The organism is Streptomyces sp. NPDC054796, from assembly GCF_053611545.1.
This window is the reverse complement of record NZ_JBSHAO010000036.1, coordinates 24,190-39,308: the sequence shown is the minus strand read 5'-3', so window position 1 is coordinate 39,308 and position 15,119 is coordinate 24,190. Positions and strand designations below refer to the sequence as shown.

14 protein-coding genes are annotated in these 15,119 nt (G+C 73.5%); 9 read left to right on the top strand and 5 right to left on the bottom strand.

The features are described 5' to 3' along the window. The first annotated feature begins 125 nt into the window (after window positions 1–125). The 4 genes from ACWGJ2_RS26530 to ACWGJ2_RS26515 all read left to right on the top strand — a co-directional run bounded on the left by ACWGJ2_RS26530 (window position 126) and on the right by ACWGJ2_RS26515 (window position 5,399). Entirely contained in the window at window positions 126–1,436 is a 1,311-nt protein-coding gene (locus tag ACWGJ2_RS26530) for a multidrug effflux MFS transporter (RefSeq protein WP_453348744.1), read from the top strand. Next, entirely contained in the window at window positions 1,409–2,593 is a 1,185-nt protein-coding gene (locus ACWGJ2_RS26525; RefSeq protein WP_453348743.1) for a serine hydrolase domain-containing protein, read from the top strand. The genes ACWGJ2_RS26530 and ACWGJ2_RS26525 overlap by 28 nt, the downstream gene beginning before the upstream one ends. 1,063 nt (window positions 2,594–3,656) lie before the next feature. Beyond that, window positions 3,657–4,664, top strand: a complete 1,008-nt coding sequence (locus tag ACWGJ2_RS26520) for a small ribosomal subunit Rsm22 family protein (RefSeq protein WP_453348742.1) — start codon at window positions 3,657–3,659, stop codon at window positions 4,662–4,664. A 99-nt stretch (window positions 4,665–4,763) separates the two neighbouring features. Next, window positions 4,764–5,399 (top strand): SAM-dependent methyltransferase, encoded by a 636-nt coding sequence (locus ACWGJ2_RS26515; protein ID WP_453348741.1) that lies wholly within the window; start codon window positions 4,764–4,766, stop codon window positions 5,397–5,399. Here ACWGJ2_RS26515 and ddaH read toward each other — a convergent pair. Both ddaH and ACWGJ2_RS26505 read right to left on the bottom strand, forming a co-directional pair. Next, window positions 5,380–6,225, bottom strand: a complete 846-nt coding sequence (gene ddaH / locus ACWGJ2_RS26510; protein WP_453348740.1) for a dimethylargininase — start codon at window positions 6,223–6,225, stop codon at window positions 5,380–5,382. The two genes, ACWGJ2_RS26515 and ddaH, sit on opposite strands and share 20 nt — an antisense overlap. Before the next feature lie 104 nt (window positions 6,226–6,329). Next, window positions 6,330–6,554: a DUF6243 family protein gene (locus ACWGJ2_RS26505; protein ID WP_453348739.1), complete on the bottom strand. Its 225-nt coding sequence runs from the start codon at window positions 6,552–6,554 to the stop codon at window positions 6,330–6,332. A gap of 100 nt (window positions 6,555–6,654) precedes the next feature. On the opposite strand from ACWGJ2_RS26505, the gene ACWGJ2_RS26500 reads away from it, so the two are divergent. Next, window positions 6,655–7,293 carry a TetR/AcrR family transcriptional regulator gene (locus ACWGJ2_RS26500; RefSeq protein ID WP_453348738.1) on the top strand — a complete coding sequence of 213 codons (639 nt, stop codon included), beginning with the start codon at window positions 6,655–6,657 and terminating at the stop codon, window positions 7,291–7,293. Window positions 7,294–7,317: 24 nt separating this feature from the next. Here the strand turns inward: ACWGJ2_RS26500 and ACWGJ2_RS26495 are convergent, their stop codons facing one another. Further along, window positions 7,318–8,187 carry a glycerophosphodiester phosphodiesterase gene (locus ACWGJ2_RS26495; RefSeq protein ID WP_453348737.1) on the bottom strand — a complete coding sequence of 290 codons (870 nt, stop codon included), beginning with the start codon at window positions 8,185–8,187 and terminating at the stop codon, window positions 7,318–7,320. Between the two features lie 216 nt (window positions 8,188–8,403). Here ACWGJ2_RS26495 and ACWGJ2_RS26490 point away from each other — a divergent pair, with 216 nt between their 5' ends. Further along, window positions 8,404–9,264, top strand: a complete 861-nt coding sequence (locus ACWGJ2_RS26490; RefSeq protein WP_453348736.1) for a bifunctional DNA primase/polymerase — start codon at window positions 8,404–8,406, stop codon at window positions 9,262–9,264. A 48-nt stretch (window positions 9,265–9,312) separates the two neighbouring features. On the opposite strand, the gene ACWGJ2_RS26485 is transcribed toward ACWGJ2_RS26490, so the two are convergent. Continuing rightward, complete coding sequence (locus tag ACWGJ2_RS26485) at window positions 9,313–10,293, bottom strand: hypothetical protein (protein ID WP_453348735.1); 981 nt, start codon at window positions 10,291–10,293, stop codon at window positions 9,313–9,315. 161 nt (window positions 10,294–10,454) lie between these two features. On the opposite strand from ACWGJ2_RS26485, the gene ACWGJ2_RS26480 reads away from it, so the two are divergent. Further along, window positions 10,455–11,141 (top strand): CDP-alcohol phosphatidyltransferase family protein, encoded by a 687-nt coding sequence (locus ACWGJ2_RS26480; RefSeq protein WP_453348790.1) that lies wholly within the window; start codon window positions 10,455–10,457, stop codon window positions 11,139–11,141. On the opposite strand, the gene ACWGJ2_RS26475 is transcribed toward ACWGJ2_RS26480, so the two are convergent. Continuing rightward, window positions 11,101–11,568: an adenylyltransferase/cytidyltransferase family protein gene (locus ACWGJ2_RS26475; RefSeq protein ID WP_453348734.1), complete on the bottom strand. Its 468-nt coding sequence runs from the start codon at window positions 11,566–11,568 to the stop codon at window positions 11,101–11,103. The genes ACWGJ2_RS26480 and ACWGJ2_RS26475 overlap by 41 nt on opposite strands. Before the next feature lie 162 nt (window positions 11,569–11,730). On the opposite strand from ACWGJ2_RS26475, the gene ACWGJ2_RS26470 reads away from it, so the two are divergent. Both ACWGJ2_RS26470 and ACWGJ2_RS26465 read left to right on the top strand, forming a co-directional pair. Beyond that, window positions 11,731–13,155, top strand: coding sequence for a glycosyltransferase family 4 protein (locus tag ACWGJ2_RS26470; RefSeq protein WP_453348733.1), 1,425 nt, complete (start codon window positions 11,731–11,733; stop codon window positions 13,153–13,155). A gap of 25 nt (window positions 13,156–13,180) precedes the next feature. Continuing rightward, window positions 13,181–15,119: hypothetical protein (locus ACWGJ2_RS26465; protein WP_453348732.1), on the top strand; the 1,939-nt coding region annotated here is incomplete at its 3' end.

The window sequence follows — 15,119 nt, the reverse complement described above, 5'->3', positions numbered from 1 at the left end:
TGTGAGCACTGGCCGGGGCGGCCCCGCCAGGACCGCCCCGGACCCCGGCTTCGGGCAAATGTGTGGGACGGGGGCAGAAACCCTGGGAGAATGTGTCTGCCGTTAACAATCTCCTGGAGAGGTGCATGACCGACCCCGGCCCTACCCGCGAGGCCGCCCTGTCCGCCACGACCCCCGCTCCCGTCCCCCATCCCCGCTCCCAGCCACAGTCCAAGGCCGAGCCCCAGCTCACCCGCCGTCAGCGCGCGGGCCTGCTGGTGACCCTCATACTCGGCAGCCTCACCGCGCTCCCCGCGCTGTCGATGGACATGTACCTCCCGGCACTGCCCGAGGTCAGCTCCGCACTCCACACCCCGGCCGCGAGCGCCCAGCTCACGCTCACCGCCTGCCTGCTCGGGCTCGCCGTCGGCCAGCTCGTCGTCGGGCCCATGAGCGACCAGTTCGGACGCCGCCGCCCGCTGCTCATCGGCATGGGCTGCTACGTCGTCGCGAGCGCGGCCTGCGCCTTCGCGCCCACCATCGGCACGCTCACCGGCTTCCGGCTGGTCCAGGGCCTGGCCGGATCGGCGGGCATCGTCATCGCGCGCGCCGTCGTCCGCGACATGTTCGACGGGCTCGCCATGGCCCGCTTCTTCTCCACACTGATGCTGATATCCGGCGTCGCGCCCATCCTCGCCCCGGTGCTCGGCGGCCAGGTGCTGCGCTTCACCGACTGGCGCGGCGTCTTCCTCATCCTCACCGGCATCGGGGCGCTGCTCGTGCTCGTCGCGATGCGCTGGCTGCCCGAGACGCTCGCGCCCGCCGACCGGCACAAGGGCGGCGTCCCCGAAGCCCTGCGCACCATGCGCGGCCTCTTCGCCGACCGCGTCTTCACCGGCTATCTGCTGGTCGGCGGCTTCGCCTTCGCCGCCCTCTTCGCCTACGTGTCCGCTTCACCCTTCGTCATGCAGGAGATCTACGGCGCCTCGCCACAGACCTTCAGCCTGCTGTTCATGGTCAACTCCATCGGCCTGGTCATCTGCGGCCAGATCAACGGCAAGATCCTCGTCGGCCGGGTCTCCCTGGACCGGGTGCTCGGCTTCGCGCTGTGCGTGACGGGAGCGGCGGCGGTCGCGCTGCTGCTGATGACCACGGGGGTCTTCGGGAAGGTCGGACTCTTCCCCGTCGCCGCCGGGCTCTGTGTTCTGATGTCCGGCATGGGTCTGCTGATGCCCAACGCCAACTCCCAGGGCCTGATGCGGGCGCCGCACGCCGCGGGCTCGGCCTCCGCGCTGCTGGGAACCTCGCAGTTCCTCGTCGGGGCCATCGCCTCGCCCCTCGTCGGGATCGCCGGGGAGCAGACCGCCGTGCCCATGGCACTCGTGCAGCTCTGCGCGCTGCTGCTCGCGGCGGTCGCCTTCGTGGGACTGTGCAGGCCGTGGCGCACGCGAGACTGAGACGGGCCGCCTCCCCCGAGCGCGCGGGGCTGGCGGCCGGAGAGCTGAGCGCGCTCGTCGACGAGGTGGACGCGCTTCCCGCGCGCGGCTGGTGCTCCGGTGCCGTCGTGCTCGCGGGGCGCGGCCCTTACATGGTCGTCGAGCGCGCCACCGGCTGGGCCGTGCGGTACGCCGCCTGGGACCCCGTGGCCGGGGCGGGCGTCGAACTGCCCGAGGAACAGTGGGAGCCCACCCGCACCGACACCCTCTTCGACCTCGCCTCCGTGACCAAGCTGTTCACCGCCATCGCCACGGTGCAGCAGGTCGAGCGCGGCGCCCTGGATCTGGACCGCGCCGTCGGCGGATACGTGCCGGAGTTCGCCGCAGCGGGCAAGGAACTGGTGACCGTACGGCAACTGCTGACCCACACCTCGGGGCTGCGCCCTGAGCTGCCCTTCTACGAGCACGCGCAGGCGGCCCCCGCGCCCGGTTCCGGCACGGTGCGCGGCGAACTGCTCGCACCGCTGTGGCAGGAGCGCCTCCTCTCCCGCCCCGGCAGCGTCTACCGCTACTCCGACCTCAACCTGATCGCCCTCCAGCACGTCCTGGAGCGCCTTACGGGGAGGGGCCTCGCCTCGCTCGTACGGGAGGGCATCACCGGGCCGCTCGGCATGGCCGACACGGGGTACGGGCCCGTGCCCGCCGCGCGCGCCGCCGCGACCGAGGACCAGCGCAGGCCCTGGGCCAAGGCCGACCGGGGCATGCTGCGCGGCACCGTCCACGACGAGAACGCCGCCGCGCTCGGAGGGGTCGCGGGGCACGCCGGGCTGTTCTCGACGGCCGCCGACCTCGCGGTGCTGTGCCGCACCCTGCTGACCGGGGGCGCCTACGGTACGGCGCGCATCCTCGCGCCCTCCTCCGTCGCGACGCTGCTGGCGCCGCCCGGGCTCGGGTTTCATGTGGACCAGCCCTGGTTCATGGGGGAGCTGGCGGGGCCCCTGAGCGAGGGGCGGGCCGCGGGGCACACCGGGTTCACCGGGACCAGCCTGGTCCTCGACCCCGTCACCGACACGTTCCTGGTCCTGCTGGCCAACACCGTCCACCCCGTGCGCCGCCCCCACCCGGACAACACCCCCCGCGCCACCGCGGCCACCCACCTGGCCCGCGCAGTCCGCTGACCCCTTCGCGGGGGTGCGGAAGGAAACGGGGGGTTGCCGCTTCACGGGGGTGTTGCGCGGGACGGTGGGCCGGTGAGGTGGGTGCCGTAGGGTCCCGCGCTGATTTTTGCGCCGCGTCACGGGGGCGGTGCGTGTGGCTTGGCGCCGTGTTCGGCTGCCTGGCCGGTGGCTTCGGCGCGGCGTGTGGTTGCGGTGCGATGCGGCTGGCGCCGCGTGATTCTTGGCTCGGACCGTGGATATGGGGCGCCTGTGTGGTGGGGGTCGGCGCCGCGGTGGGGTGTCTCCTCGGCGTGAAGCTCTCAGTTTCGGCTTTCCGCCGGTCTTCGTCTCGACCTGCGGGGACACCCCACCGCACCACCTCCCACCCGGTGGCCAACTCCCGGCCGGTGACCCCTCCGCTTGTTCCCATGCTGTGGACGGCATCCTCACCAGCACCGATGCGCCACCACCATGCGCCCGCCCCCGGTGCCGCAGCACGCGAACGAGACCCCAGGGGGCGCTCGGGTAGGCGTCCCCTGCGCAGGGGGTGTTGCGCGGGACGGTTGGTCCGTGAAGGAGGGACCGTAGGTCCCGCGCCGAGAGCGTGTCCCCGCACGCCATGGAACCGGCCCCAGCGGACCCGGAGTGGAGGTGGGCCACCGGCGGGACGGGGACGCGGTGGGGTGTCCCCGCAGGTCGAGACGAACGACGGCAGAAAGCCGAAAACGAAAGCTTCACGCCGAGGAGACACCCCACCGCGGCACCGGACACCCCGCACCCACGCGCCCACAACCACGACCCGAGCCAAGAATCACGCGGCGCAAGCCGCGACGCACCGCAACCACACGCCGCGCCGAAGCCACCGGCCCGCACCCGGAAACGGCGAACCGCCACCCCACTGCGTGCAGCCGCACAAAAATCAGCGCGGGACCCTACAGTGCCCACCACACCGGCCAGCCGTCCCGCGCAACACCCCCGACGAACCGGCAACCCCCCGTTTCCTTCCGCACCCCGCGAAGGGGACCCGTTCCGCGCAACACCCCCGTGAAGCGGCAACCCCCCGTTTCCTACCTAGACTGTCGCGGTGATCGATGAAGAACTGCGCGCCTCGCTCGGTGCGCTCCTTGACGGCCTGCCGCCGAGGCAGGCGTCATCCGCGGTGGACCGGCTGATCGCCAGTTACCGGGGCCGCACCCCCACAGAAACCCCCGTACTGCGCGACCGCGCCGACGCGGTCGCCTACGCCGCCTACCGCATGCCCGCCACCTTCGGCGCCGTCCGCGCCGCGCTCGGCGCGTTCGCCGAGCGCGCGGGCGGGTGGACCCCCGCGGCCCACGTGGACGTCGGCGGCGGCACCGGCGCCGCGACGTGGGCAGCCGCCGACGTGTGGGGCGGCACCGGCCGCCCGACCACCGTGCTCGACTGGGCCGAACCGGCCCTCGCCCTCGGCCGCGAACTGGCGGGCACCTCCCGCGAAGAGACCCTGCGCACGGCCGAGTGGCGGCAACGGAAGATCACGGCGGGGCTGGAGCTTCCCGAGGCCGACCTCGTCACCGTCTCGTACGTGCTCGGCGAGCTGACCGGACCCGACCGCCGCGCCGCGGTCGAAGCGGCGGCCCGCGCGGCCGGTACCGGCCCGGGTGCCGTCGTCGTCGTGGAGCCCGGGACGCCGGAGGGCTATCTGCGGGTACGGGAAGCACGCGACCAGCTCGTCGCCGCGGGCCTGCGCGTCCTCGCCCCCTGCCCGCACAGCGACCGCTGCCCCATCGTCCCCGGCGAGGACTGGTGCCACTTCGCGGCCCGCGTCAGCCGCTCCTCCCTGCACCGGCAGGTGAAGGGCGGCTCGCTCCCGTACGAGGACGAGAAGTACAGCTACGTCGCCGCCGTCTCCCCGGCGCTCACCGCCACCCTCGGCCCCGCACCGTCCCGCGTCGTGCGCAGGCCCCAGATCCGCAAGGGCCAGGTCCTGCTGGACCTCTGCGTCCCCGAGGTCGCCCTGCGCCGTGACACCGTCACCAAGCGGCATGGCGCGCTCTACAAGGCGGCCCGCGACGCGAAGTGGGGCGACGCCTGGCCGCCCGGCGAGGATTGACATCCGGAGACGGAGAGGGTGTTGCCGAGGCGGCAACAAGCTTTGTCGGTGCGGCATCGTGCGAGCGAGTATCGCGACGACACCGAGAGGGAGGCCGCGATGACCGCAGCAGAGATGTCGGACCGGGAGATCTGGGACGCCCGGTACCGCGAGAACGGCCAGATCTGGAGCGGGGAGCCCAACGAGGCCCTCGTCCGCGAGGTGAGCGGGCTCGCACCCGGCCGCGCCCTGGAGCTGGGGTGCGGGGAGGGCGGGGACGCGGTGTGGCTGGCCCGGCAGGGCTGGCGGGTCACCGCGACCGACATCTCCGGCGTCGCCCTGGCCCGCGCCGAGGAGCATGCGGCGCGGGCCGGGGTCGCCGACCGCGTCGAGTGGCAGCGCCACGACCTCGGCGAGACCTTCCCCGGCGGCACCTACGACCTCGTCTCGGCTTCCTTCCTGCACTCCGAGGGCGACATGCCGCGCGAGCGCATCCTGCGGGACGCGGCGGCGGCCGTCGCGCCCGGCGGGGTGCTGCTCGTGGTGGGGCACTCGGGGTTCCCCGAGTGGCACCCCGAGCCCCACCCCGATGTGCATCTGCCCACGCCCGACGAGGTCGTCGAGTCGCTGGCGCTGCCGGAGGGCGAGTGGGAGGTGCTGGTCTGCGCGGAGCACGAGCGCGTGCAGAACGACCCCGAGGGCAGGCCCGCCACCCGCACGGACAGCACCGTCAAGGTCAGGCGCCTGCCCGGCTGACCTCGTGGGAGCCGGGCCCCGCGCGCAGCTCCGCCGTCACGCACTTGACGCTGCCGCCCCCCTTCAGCAGCTCCGTCAGATCGACGGGCACCGGCTCGTAGCCCCGTTCCCGCAGGGGGTCGAAGAGCCCGGCCGCCGCCTGCGGGAGCAGCACGTGGTGGCCGTCGCTGACCGCGTTCAGGCCGAGCGCGACGGCGTCGGGTTCGGTGGCGACGAGGGCGTCGGGGAAGAGCCGTTCCAGCACGGCGCGGCTCCCGGCTGAGAAGGCGGGCGGGTAGTACATGACCTCGCCGTCCACGGTGTCGTCCAGCACGCACAGTGCCGTGTCGAGGTGGTAGTAGCGCGGGTCGACCAGATCGAGGCCGATCACGGGGCGGCCGAAGAACTCCTGCGCCTCCCCGTGCGAGAGCGGGCTGCTGCGGAAGCCGCGCCCGGCGAGCAGCCAGGACGCGGTGACGGCGAAGTCGCCCTCGCCCTCGTTGATGTGCTCGGGCTCGCGCACGTCGGCGAACCCGTGCGCGACGTACCAGTCGCGGTGCGCCTCCGCTTCCGCCTCCCGTTCCCGGTGCGCGAAGCGCGCGCCGAGGACGCGTCCCTCGACGACGGTGGCGCCGTTGGCCGCGTACACCATGTCGGGGAGTCCGGGGCGCGGCTCCAGCTCCTCGACGGTGTGGCCGAGGGAGCGGTAGCGGTCGCGCAGGTCCTCCCACTGGGCGGCGGCGAGGGGGAGGTCGACCGGTTTCGCGGGGTCCATCCAGGGGTTGATGGAGTACGTGACGCGGAAGTGCTCCGGTGGGCACATCAGGAAGCGACGGGGTGCGTACAACGAAGGCTCCTCACGGGGTCGATGTGCGCTGGTGCGCCCATGGTCCTCCGTGAGGAGCCGTTCCGCCGAGAGCCGTAGGAGTGGTTCAGGGGGCGGTTCACCCCCTATTTCCTGGGCTCCTTCTCCGCGCTCTCTTCGCCGGACTGCTTCTCCTCGCGGGACTCCTTGAGCTTGCGCAGGAGTGCGCGCTTCTGTGCCGCCGCGTCGAGGTGGCCGCCGCCGGGGCCGTGCGCCGCGTTGTCCCGTCCGCCGCCGCGCAGTTCCTTGCGCGAGAGCCGGGAGCGGTTGCCGCCGACGCCCAGCATGTTTCCCGCACGTCCCTTGCTCATGGGATCGCCTCCTCCTTGTTGGTCCGCACATCATGAGGCGAGACGTTCCGTCTCGTCAAGACGATTCGTCTCGTCTCCCGCGCTTGCTAGATTCGGCCTCATGGACGAGAAGAGCGAGCAGCCCGCCAGGACGCACCCGGGCCGCACCGGCCGTACCCCGGACACCTCGCGCCGCAGCGAAAGCTCCCGCAAGGCGATCCTCGACGCGAGCATGCGGCTGGTCGGAGAGGTCGGCTACAACAAGCTGACGATCGAGGCCATCGCCGCACGCGCGGGCGTCGGCAAGCAGACGATCTACCGCTGGTGGCCCTCGAAGGCCGCCGTCCTCCTCGACGCGTTCACCGGGGTCGTCGACGAGGAGTCCTACCAGGAGGGCATCCCCGACACCGGGGACCTGGCCGCCGACCTCAAGGCCGTGCTGCGCGCCACCGTCGACGAGTTCAACGACCCCTCCTTCGAGGCCCCCTACCGCGCCCTCGCCGTCGCGGGCGCCGCCGATCCCTCGCTGTCCGAACAGTTCGTGCGGCGGCTGGCCGAGCCGGGCCGCGACGTGTACGTGCGTCGTTTTGAAGCGGCGCGGGAGGCGGGGCAGGTGGCAGGGGACGTCGATGCCGCGTTCGCGACGGAGCTGCTGCTGGGCCCCTTCCAGACGCGCTGGCTCATGCGTACGGATCCGCTGACGTACGAGTACGCCGACGCCCTCGTCGACTACGTGCTGCGCGGCATCGCACCCCGCTGACCGCGCCGCCCCGGCCCCGCACCCTCAGCCGGGCGGCGCCGCCGTCCGGCGCGGCGTCCTGGAGAGCAGCCCTGGCGCGTCCGTGACGATGGTGTCGCAGCCGAGGCGCACCATCCGGTCCCGCGCCGCCGGGGTGTTCACGGTGTGCCCCCACACGCGCGCGACCCCCGAGTCCACGGCCCTGCGCACATCTCTCGCGCGGGCGCGGTGGTCGACGCTGAGGATGTCCACGGTGCGCCGCCACCGCTCGGGCCGGTCCGTGCGCAGTTGCCGTGCCGAGCGCCAGACCGAGGTCAGCAGCCCCTCCGAGCGGGCCCGCGCCGCGAGCGCGACGCTGTTGCTCTGGACGTGGACGGAGCCCGTCAGCTTCCGCCCGCGCAGCATCGAGCCGAGCCTGCCCAGGCCCGCCGGGTCCTTGAGTTCGAGCACGAGCGGCGTGTGCCCGCCGAAGCGGTCCAGCACCTTCGCGAGCGTCGGCGGGTGCTCGCGCGGCCAGCTTCCGCGCAGCCGCGGCGAGTGCCGCAGCCAGATCCTGCCCCACTGGTGCCGGTCCAGCTTGCGCACGGGGCCCTTGGCCGTCGTCGTCCGGTTCAGCGTCGCGTCGTGCATCGCGACGAGGGTGCCGTCCCGCAGTCTGCGCACGTCGACGTCGAGCGCGGACGCCGTGCCGCGCCGCAGGGCCTCCGTCAGCCCGGACATGCTGTTCTCGGGGACTTCGAGGGAGCCGCCGCGGTGCGCGGTGTAGGTGACACGTCCGTGGGGCGCGAGGGTGCGTGCCGGGTCGTCGTCGCGGGGAGCGGCGGCCGGTTCGGCGGCCGGTGCCGCGACCGCGGAGTGCAGCGGCGCGGCCAGGACCAGGGAGAGGAGCGGGACGAGTACCGCCTTGATGAGCATGCTCAACAAGCTAGATCCGCGAATGCGGATATGCCGGACAAGACGGCCGGTTGGGTGGTGTATCGGGGCGGCATCCCGCCACCCCGGCTACGCGCCGTCGGGGGAGAGGGAGCAGGATAGAGGGCAGTCATCCGTGATCCGTGGATTCGGTCCTGAGCGCGCCTTTCCCTGCGTACCCTCGGAAACCACGGTTCACGGTCGCGAGTGAGGCGGTAGATGGAACGCGAGAGCAGGATTGCCCAGTGGCTGCGCCGAGCCTCCCACCTGGCCAGACGGCCGGGCGGGGCCACCCGTTCGGGTGCGAGAGGCGGCGGCAGGGGCACGGCGGAGGAGACCGCCCGCTCGCGCGAGGAACTTCTGCTCTCCGCAGCCGCCGCGGGCTTCCCGCTCGCTCCGGCCGCGCACCCGTCCGGGTACGGCTGCTCCTGCGTCCGCATCGGCTGTCCCACGCCGGGACGCCATCCCGTCTCCTTCGCCTGGCAGACCCAGGCCACGACGGACCCCGAGCAGATCGCGAACTGGGCCCGCAGCCAGCCGCAGGCGAACTTCATCACCGCGACGGGCCGCGCCCACGACGTGCTCGACGTCCCCGCCGAGGCGGGCTGGGCCGCGCTGAAGCGGCTGGAGGCCGAGGAGGTGCCGCTCGGGCCCGTCGCGCTGTCCGGCGGTGACCGGATGCTCTTCTTCACCGCCACCCGCACCCCGGACGACGAGGACGAGTGGTGGCCCTGCGAGCTGGACTGCCACCCCGAGACCATGGACGAGCACCCGGGCCTGCGCTGGCACTGCCGGGGCAGCTACGTCCTCGTTCCCCCCGCGAAGCTCCCGGGCGAGGCCGAGGATGCCTCGGTCCGCTGGGTGCGCCCGCCCGCAGAGGCCACGGCCGCCCCGGAAGGGCCAAGCCCTGACGCGGCGACGACGGCGGGCACGGGCACGGGTACGGGTACGGGTACGGCCACCACGGTCGCCGCCGCGCCAGGACTGCCCGAGCCGCTGACCCTGCTCGAAGCCCTCACGGACGCCTGCGCGGAGTACGAGTACGAGGACGAGGAGTCCGCACCCTGGCCGGTGCGCTGACGTCGCTGACGGCGCCCGGCCGGCGGGACACCCGGCGGGAAGCGCCGGCTATTCGCCCTTGGCCGAGGTGAGGCCGTCGATCTGGTTCAGGAAGGTGATGTCGCCGCCCTCCTTGGCCGGGGGGACGGTGACCACCTGCTCGGAGACCCTTATGTAGGTCACCGCCTGCTTGGGCGTCCCCGTCATCAGGGCCTTGACCAGCGGGTTCTTGACCGGGGGCTGGTGGCCCTTGGCGTAGGTCTCCTTCGTGTGGTGGTGCGAGGCGAACCAGACCATCGCGCCGCCGTCCTTGGTGCGCAGCCCGAACGGCGCGTACTGCGGCGGGCGCGCCTCCTGGTCCGCGTACTCGGTGCGGACGCCCTCGCGCTTCTGGGTGCGCTCGCGTACCGCGCGCCGCTCGCTGGTGTGCGTGCCGTCGGCGAAGTCGCCGCTGCCGTCCTGGAGATACCGCGTGTACGCCTTGCTCAGCTCGTCGGGCTCCACGCTCAGCTTGGAGCCGCCGCCCGTCGGAACGGCCTTGACGTGGCCCTTCTTGTCGGTGGCGAACTCCGGGAACTCCTCGGGGGCCATGGCCGAGAGGTACGACGCCTTCCAGTCGGCGTCCGCGCCGTCGCGCTGGAAGACGAAGACCCAGCGGGCCGACTCGGAGCGGTTGCTGCGGGTGTCGGCGACGAAGAACTTCGGCCAGCCCGCCTGCTTCGGGATGAGGAAACGGGCGTCGGACAGCTTCAGCGGCTCGTAGTCCTTCGCACCTTCGGGGCTGACCTTCTTGCGGGAGATGAGCCCTGCCTGGTCGATGGCGCCCAGCGCGCCCGTCTCGATGGTGGTGTTGAGCCGCGCGTCGTAGTCCCGGTTCGCCTTGTTGCTCTTGGCGGTGAACTCCTCCAGGACCTTCTGGGCCTCGCCCTTCGAGACCGCGGGGATCACGGCGGCCTCGCCGTTCACCGTCACGCAGCCCGACAGGGACACCGTCAGCACCGCCGCGGTCGTCGTCGCCGCGCCCAGCAGTCGCGCCCTTCGCGCCATCATCCCGTGCATCCTCCCCGCTCCCGTCGCGGATCCGAACACTACCGCCCCTCCTCATACGGCCCCCCGCCGGAGGCCGTATGACATCATGCGCCGCAACCAAGGGGTGGACCGCAGGGGGGCCGGTGGCACATCGCAGGGCGTTCGGCGTGGCGTTACGGGAGCTGCGGACGGCGCAGAAGACCGCGAAGGGCGTGTCGCTCTACTCGCGCCACGTCAACAGACCGGCCGGCCGGGTGTTCGCGGCAGCCGCCTACCGGGCTGGGCTCGGCCCGAACCAGGTCACGCTGGTCAGCGCGGCCTGGAGCTTCGCGGCCATCGCCGCGCTCGCGCTCCTCCCGCCGTCCTGGCCGCTGGCCCTGGGCGTGTACGCGGGGCTCGCCCTCGGCTTCGCCTTCGACTCCGCCGACGGGCAACTGGCGCGGCTGCGCCGCGAGAGCAGCGCGGCGGGGGAGTGGCTCGATCACGTCGTGGACTGCGCCAAGATCACGGCGCTGCACGCGGCCGTACTCGTCTCCTTCTACCGGCACTTCGACCTGCCCGGACCCGGCTGGCTGCTGCTGCCGCTCGCCTTCCAGTGGGCCGCCGTGCTGATCTTCTTCGGCGGGCTGCTCACCGAGAAGCTGAAGACGAAGCCCGCGCCCGCTCACTCGCCGCCCGCGCCCTCGCGGGTGCGTGCCGTGGCGCTGCTGCCCGTGGACTACGGCGTCTTCTGTGCCGTCTTCCTCCTGCTGGGCAGCGAGCGCGTCTTCCTCGCCGGTTACGCGGTCTTCTTCGCCGCCCACGCGCTCTTCCTCGCGGGCTTCCTCGTCAAGTGGTTCCGGGAGTTGTCCGCGCCGCCTGCGGGGTGACGGGGGGCCCGGTCAGCACGTCGAGCGCGCGGCGCAGTTGGGTGCTGGAGGTGTGCACGGTGTACGGGAAATAGACAATCTCGACGCCCACCGTGCGGAAGTCCGCCTCCAGCTTCTCGCCCTTCGGGGTGCCCCGCCAGTCGTCGCCCTTGAACAGCACGTCGAAGCGCACCTGCTGCCAGGTCTCCAGCTTGTCCGGCACGGTCTCGACGAAGGCGGCGTCCACGAAGCGGATGCTGCGCACGATCGCCAGCCGCTCCACCAGCGGCACCACGGGTGGTCTGCCCTTGGCGCGCTCGGCCATCTCGTCGGAGACCACACCCGCCACCAGGTAGTCGCACTGGCTGCGGGCGTGCCGCAGCAGGTTGAGGTGTCCGACGTGGAACAGGTCGTAGGCCCCGGGCGCGTAGCCCACGGTCTGCGTCATCCGAATCCCCCCACGGTGTCCGGTGAGAGGCGCCCCCCAGCGCCTCCTCGACCGTCCGATAAAACCACACAACTACCGGACTGCGGGCGGATGTTGTGGGGATGACGCGGGGGTAACGGCTAAGGTGCCGAAGGGGAGGACAAGGGGGAGGGGCTGACGTACATGCCGGAGCAGGACGTCCCGGGGCACATACCTGCGGATACGGGGAAACCGGCCAGGCGGCTGTTGCTCGTCTCCACCAACTACGCGCCCGAGCGGGCCGGGATCGGCCCGTACGCCGCGCAGACCGCCGAACACCTCGCGGCACGCCCCGGCTGGGAGGTCCACGTACTCGCCGGGATGCCGCACTATCCCGCCTGGCGCACCGACCCCGAGTACCGGGGCGTGTGGCGCGCCGCCGAGGAGCGCGCGGGGGTGCGCGTCCATCGCAGGCGCCACACCGTGCCGCCCCGCCAGACGGCGCTGCGACGGGCCCTGTACGAGGCGTCGATCCTGGCGCACGGCACCCTCGCTCCGCCCCGCACAGGCCGCCCCGACGTGGTGCTCGCGCAGTTGCCGAGCCTCGCGGGCGGCGTGCTCGCGGCGCGTACGGCGCACCGTCACCGGGTGCCCTTCGTGCCCGTCGTGCAGGACCTGATGGGCGCCGCCGCGCGGCAGAGCGGCATCAGCGGCGGCGGGAAGGCGGCGGCGCTGGCCGCCTCGGCGGAGCGCTACGTGCTGGGCCGCGCCACCCTCGTCGGCGTCATCCACGAGAGCTTCGTGGACAAGGTGGCCGCCATGGGCGTGCCCCGATCGCGCATCAGGCTGGTGCCCAACTGGAGCCATGTGCGCCGCCCTTCGGCGCCGCGCGCGGAGACCAGGGCGCGGCTGGGCTGGGACGCGGGGACCACCGTCGTTCTGCACGCGGGGAACATGGGCCTCAAGCAGGGCCTTGAGGTGCTGATCGGGACGGCCCGCCTTGACCCCGGCATCCGCGTCGTGCTCATGGGCGACGGCAACCAGCGGCGGAAGCTGGCCGAGCTGGCCGCCGGGCTGCCCAACGTCGAGCTGCTGCCGCCCGCCGACGAGGCCGACTTCACCGACGTGCTGGCCGCCGCCGACGTCCTCGCCGTCACCCAGCGCGCCTCCGTCCAGGACATGAGCGTTCCCTCGAAGCTCACCTCGTACTTCGCCACCGGACGCCCCGTGGTCGGCTCCGTCGCCGACGGCGGCGGCACGGCGGGCGAGCTGCGGCGCTCGGGCGCCGCCGTGCTCGTGCCGCCCGAGGACCCCGCCGCGCTGCGCGCGGCCGTCACGTCGCTGGCCGGTGACCCGGTGGCGGCGGACCGGCTGGGCGCCGGGGGGCCGCGATACGTCGAGGAGCACCTGAGCAGGGAGGCGGGCCTCGCCCGTATCACCGCGCTCGTCGACGAGGCGCTGGAGAGCACGGCGGCCCGCCGCGCCGGAGCCGGAACCGGGGCTGGAGCCGGGGCCGGAGGCGGCGGCGGTACGCGTGCCGACGGGCCCGCACATACTGGCGGGCGTACGCATACTGGGGTGCGGGGCGGTGCGGGCGCCGGGGAGCGCCGCGACACCACGCAGGACTGAGCAGGGCTGAGGGGGCTTCTTTCACGTGACGCGGGAGTTACGCGCCGGGCAGGCGCAGGACGAACCGGATCTGCTGCGCGACCAGTTCAGCCAACTGCTGCGCTACCGCTGGACGGTGACCGCCGGGCTGCTGCTCGGACTGCTGGGCGGGGCCTGGCTCGGCCTCGGCGGCGGCGACACCTACGCGGCCGACAGCGAGGTGACGCTGCGTCAGGCCACCGTCGATCCCTTCGCCGCAGGCGGTACACCCGCCGACGCGGGCATCAGCATCGAGTCCGAGCGCCAGACGGCGGCGGGCAGCGCGGTCGGCGAGCTGGCGGCGCGCGAACTGGACGTCCGCGACACGGACGACCTCCAGCAGGGCCTGGAGGTCACCAACCCGCCCAACACCCTCGTCCTGCGCTTCACCTACTCCTCCGGCTCGGCCAAGGAAGCGGCCCGCCGCTCCAACGCCTTCGCGCGCGCCTTCCTCGAATACCGCGAGCGGCAGACCGAGGCACAGGTCGAGAAGATGCTCGACGGCTACCGCGCCCAGCGCAAGCCGCTGCTCGGCCAGCGTGGGACGAACGAGGCGGCCGACGCGCAGCTCTCCGTGCTCGACAGCAAGATCGCGGATCTCGCCGCCATCGACACCACCCCCGGAACCGTCGTGCGCACCGCCGTGCCGCCCACCACGCCCTCGGGCCCCGGACTGCCCATGCTGCTCGCGCTCGGCGGCGCCGTCGGGCTCGGGCTGGGGCTGCTCGGCGCCTGGGTGCGGCTCGTCTTCGACCCGGCGGCGCGCTCGCGCGGCGACGTCGTACGGGCCCTGGGCGCGCCCGTCCTCGGCACGCTGCCGCGCGGGCGCAGGTCGGGGCCGCTGCTGGCGGAGGGCAGGACGGCCGAGGAGTACCGCTCGATGGCCTTCCGGCTCGCCCACGACCAGCGCCTCGCCGACCGCCGGCTGCTGCTGGTGGCGGCGCCGCGCGGCGACGGCGGCACCGCGGCGGCCGTGTCCGTCAACCTCGCCGCCTCCTTCGTCGAACTGGGCGAGGAGGTGCTGCTCGTCGAGGCCGACCTGCGGACCCCGTCCCTCGCCGGACGGCTGCGCGGCGCCGACGGGATACGCCCCGGCTGGGCGCGCACACCCTCGCGCGGCGACGGCGGCTGGCCCACCGGGCTCCAGATACCCATCGACGCGGGCGAGTCCGGCGCCTTCGACCTGGTGCCGGGGGCGCGGGTGCGCAACGCCGCGCGTGCCCTCGTCTCGACGCCCGCGACGCGGCTGTTCGCGCAGGCCGAGGAGCCCGGCACGACCGTCGTCGTCCTCGCACCCGCCGTGCTCTCCTACGCCGACGCGGTGGCGCTCGCCGACCGGGTCGGCGGCGTGCTCGTCGTCTGCGACCCGCGCGAGGTGCGACGGGCCGACCTCGCGCGCATCCGCGAATTGATCACCGGCGCGGGCGGCACCGTCCTCGGCGCCGTGCTGCACTCGACGACCGGAGGCGCGGGGCCCTCGCCGGGCGGGCTGCTGGGACGGTTCGGGTCGCCCGGGCGGTCCGGGCGGTCCGGGCGGTCCGGCCGGGCCGGGCGGGGCCCTGGCGGGACCGGGACCGGGGCAGATGGGGTCGCCGGGCCCGTGGGGGCGGGCGCGGCCCACGGGTCCGGGGACGCGGCGGGTTCGGGGAGTGTGCGGGGTCCCGGTTCCGGTGATCCCGTCCGTCCGGGGGATGCCTCCCGTTCCGAGGATCCGTACGGGGCCGGTGCTGGGCAGGGTGTGGGCCGCGGGGCCGGGGACGCGGTAGACGTGGGTGTGCGGGGTCGGGAGTCTTCGGTTCCGGAGTGGCCCGGGTCCGGGGACGTGGCGGGTTCGGGGAGTGTGCGGGGTTCCGGTTCCGGTGATCCCGTCCGTCCGGGGGATGCCTCCCGTTCCGAGGATCCGTACGGTGCCGGTGCTGGGCAGGGTGTGGGCCGCGGGGCCGGGG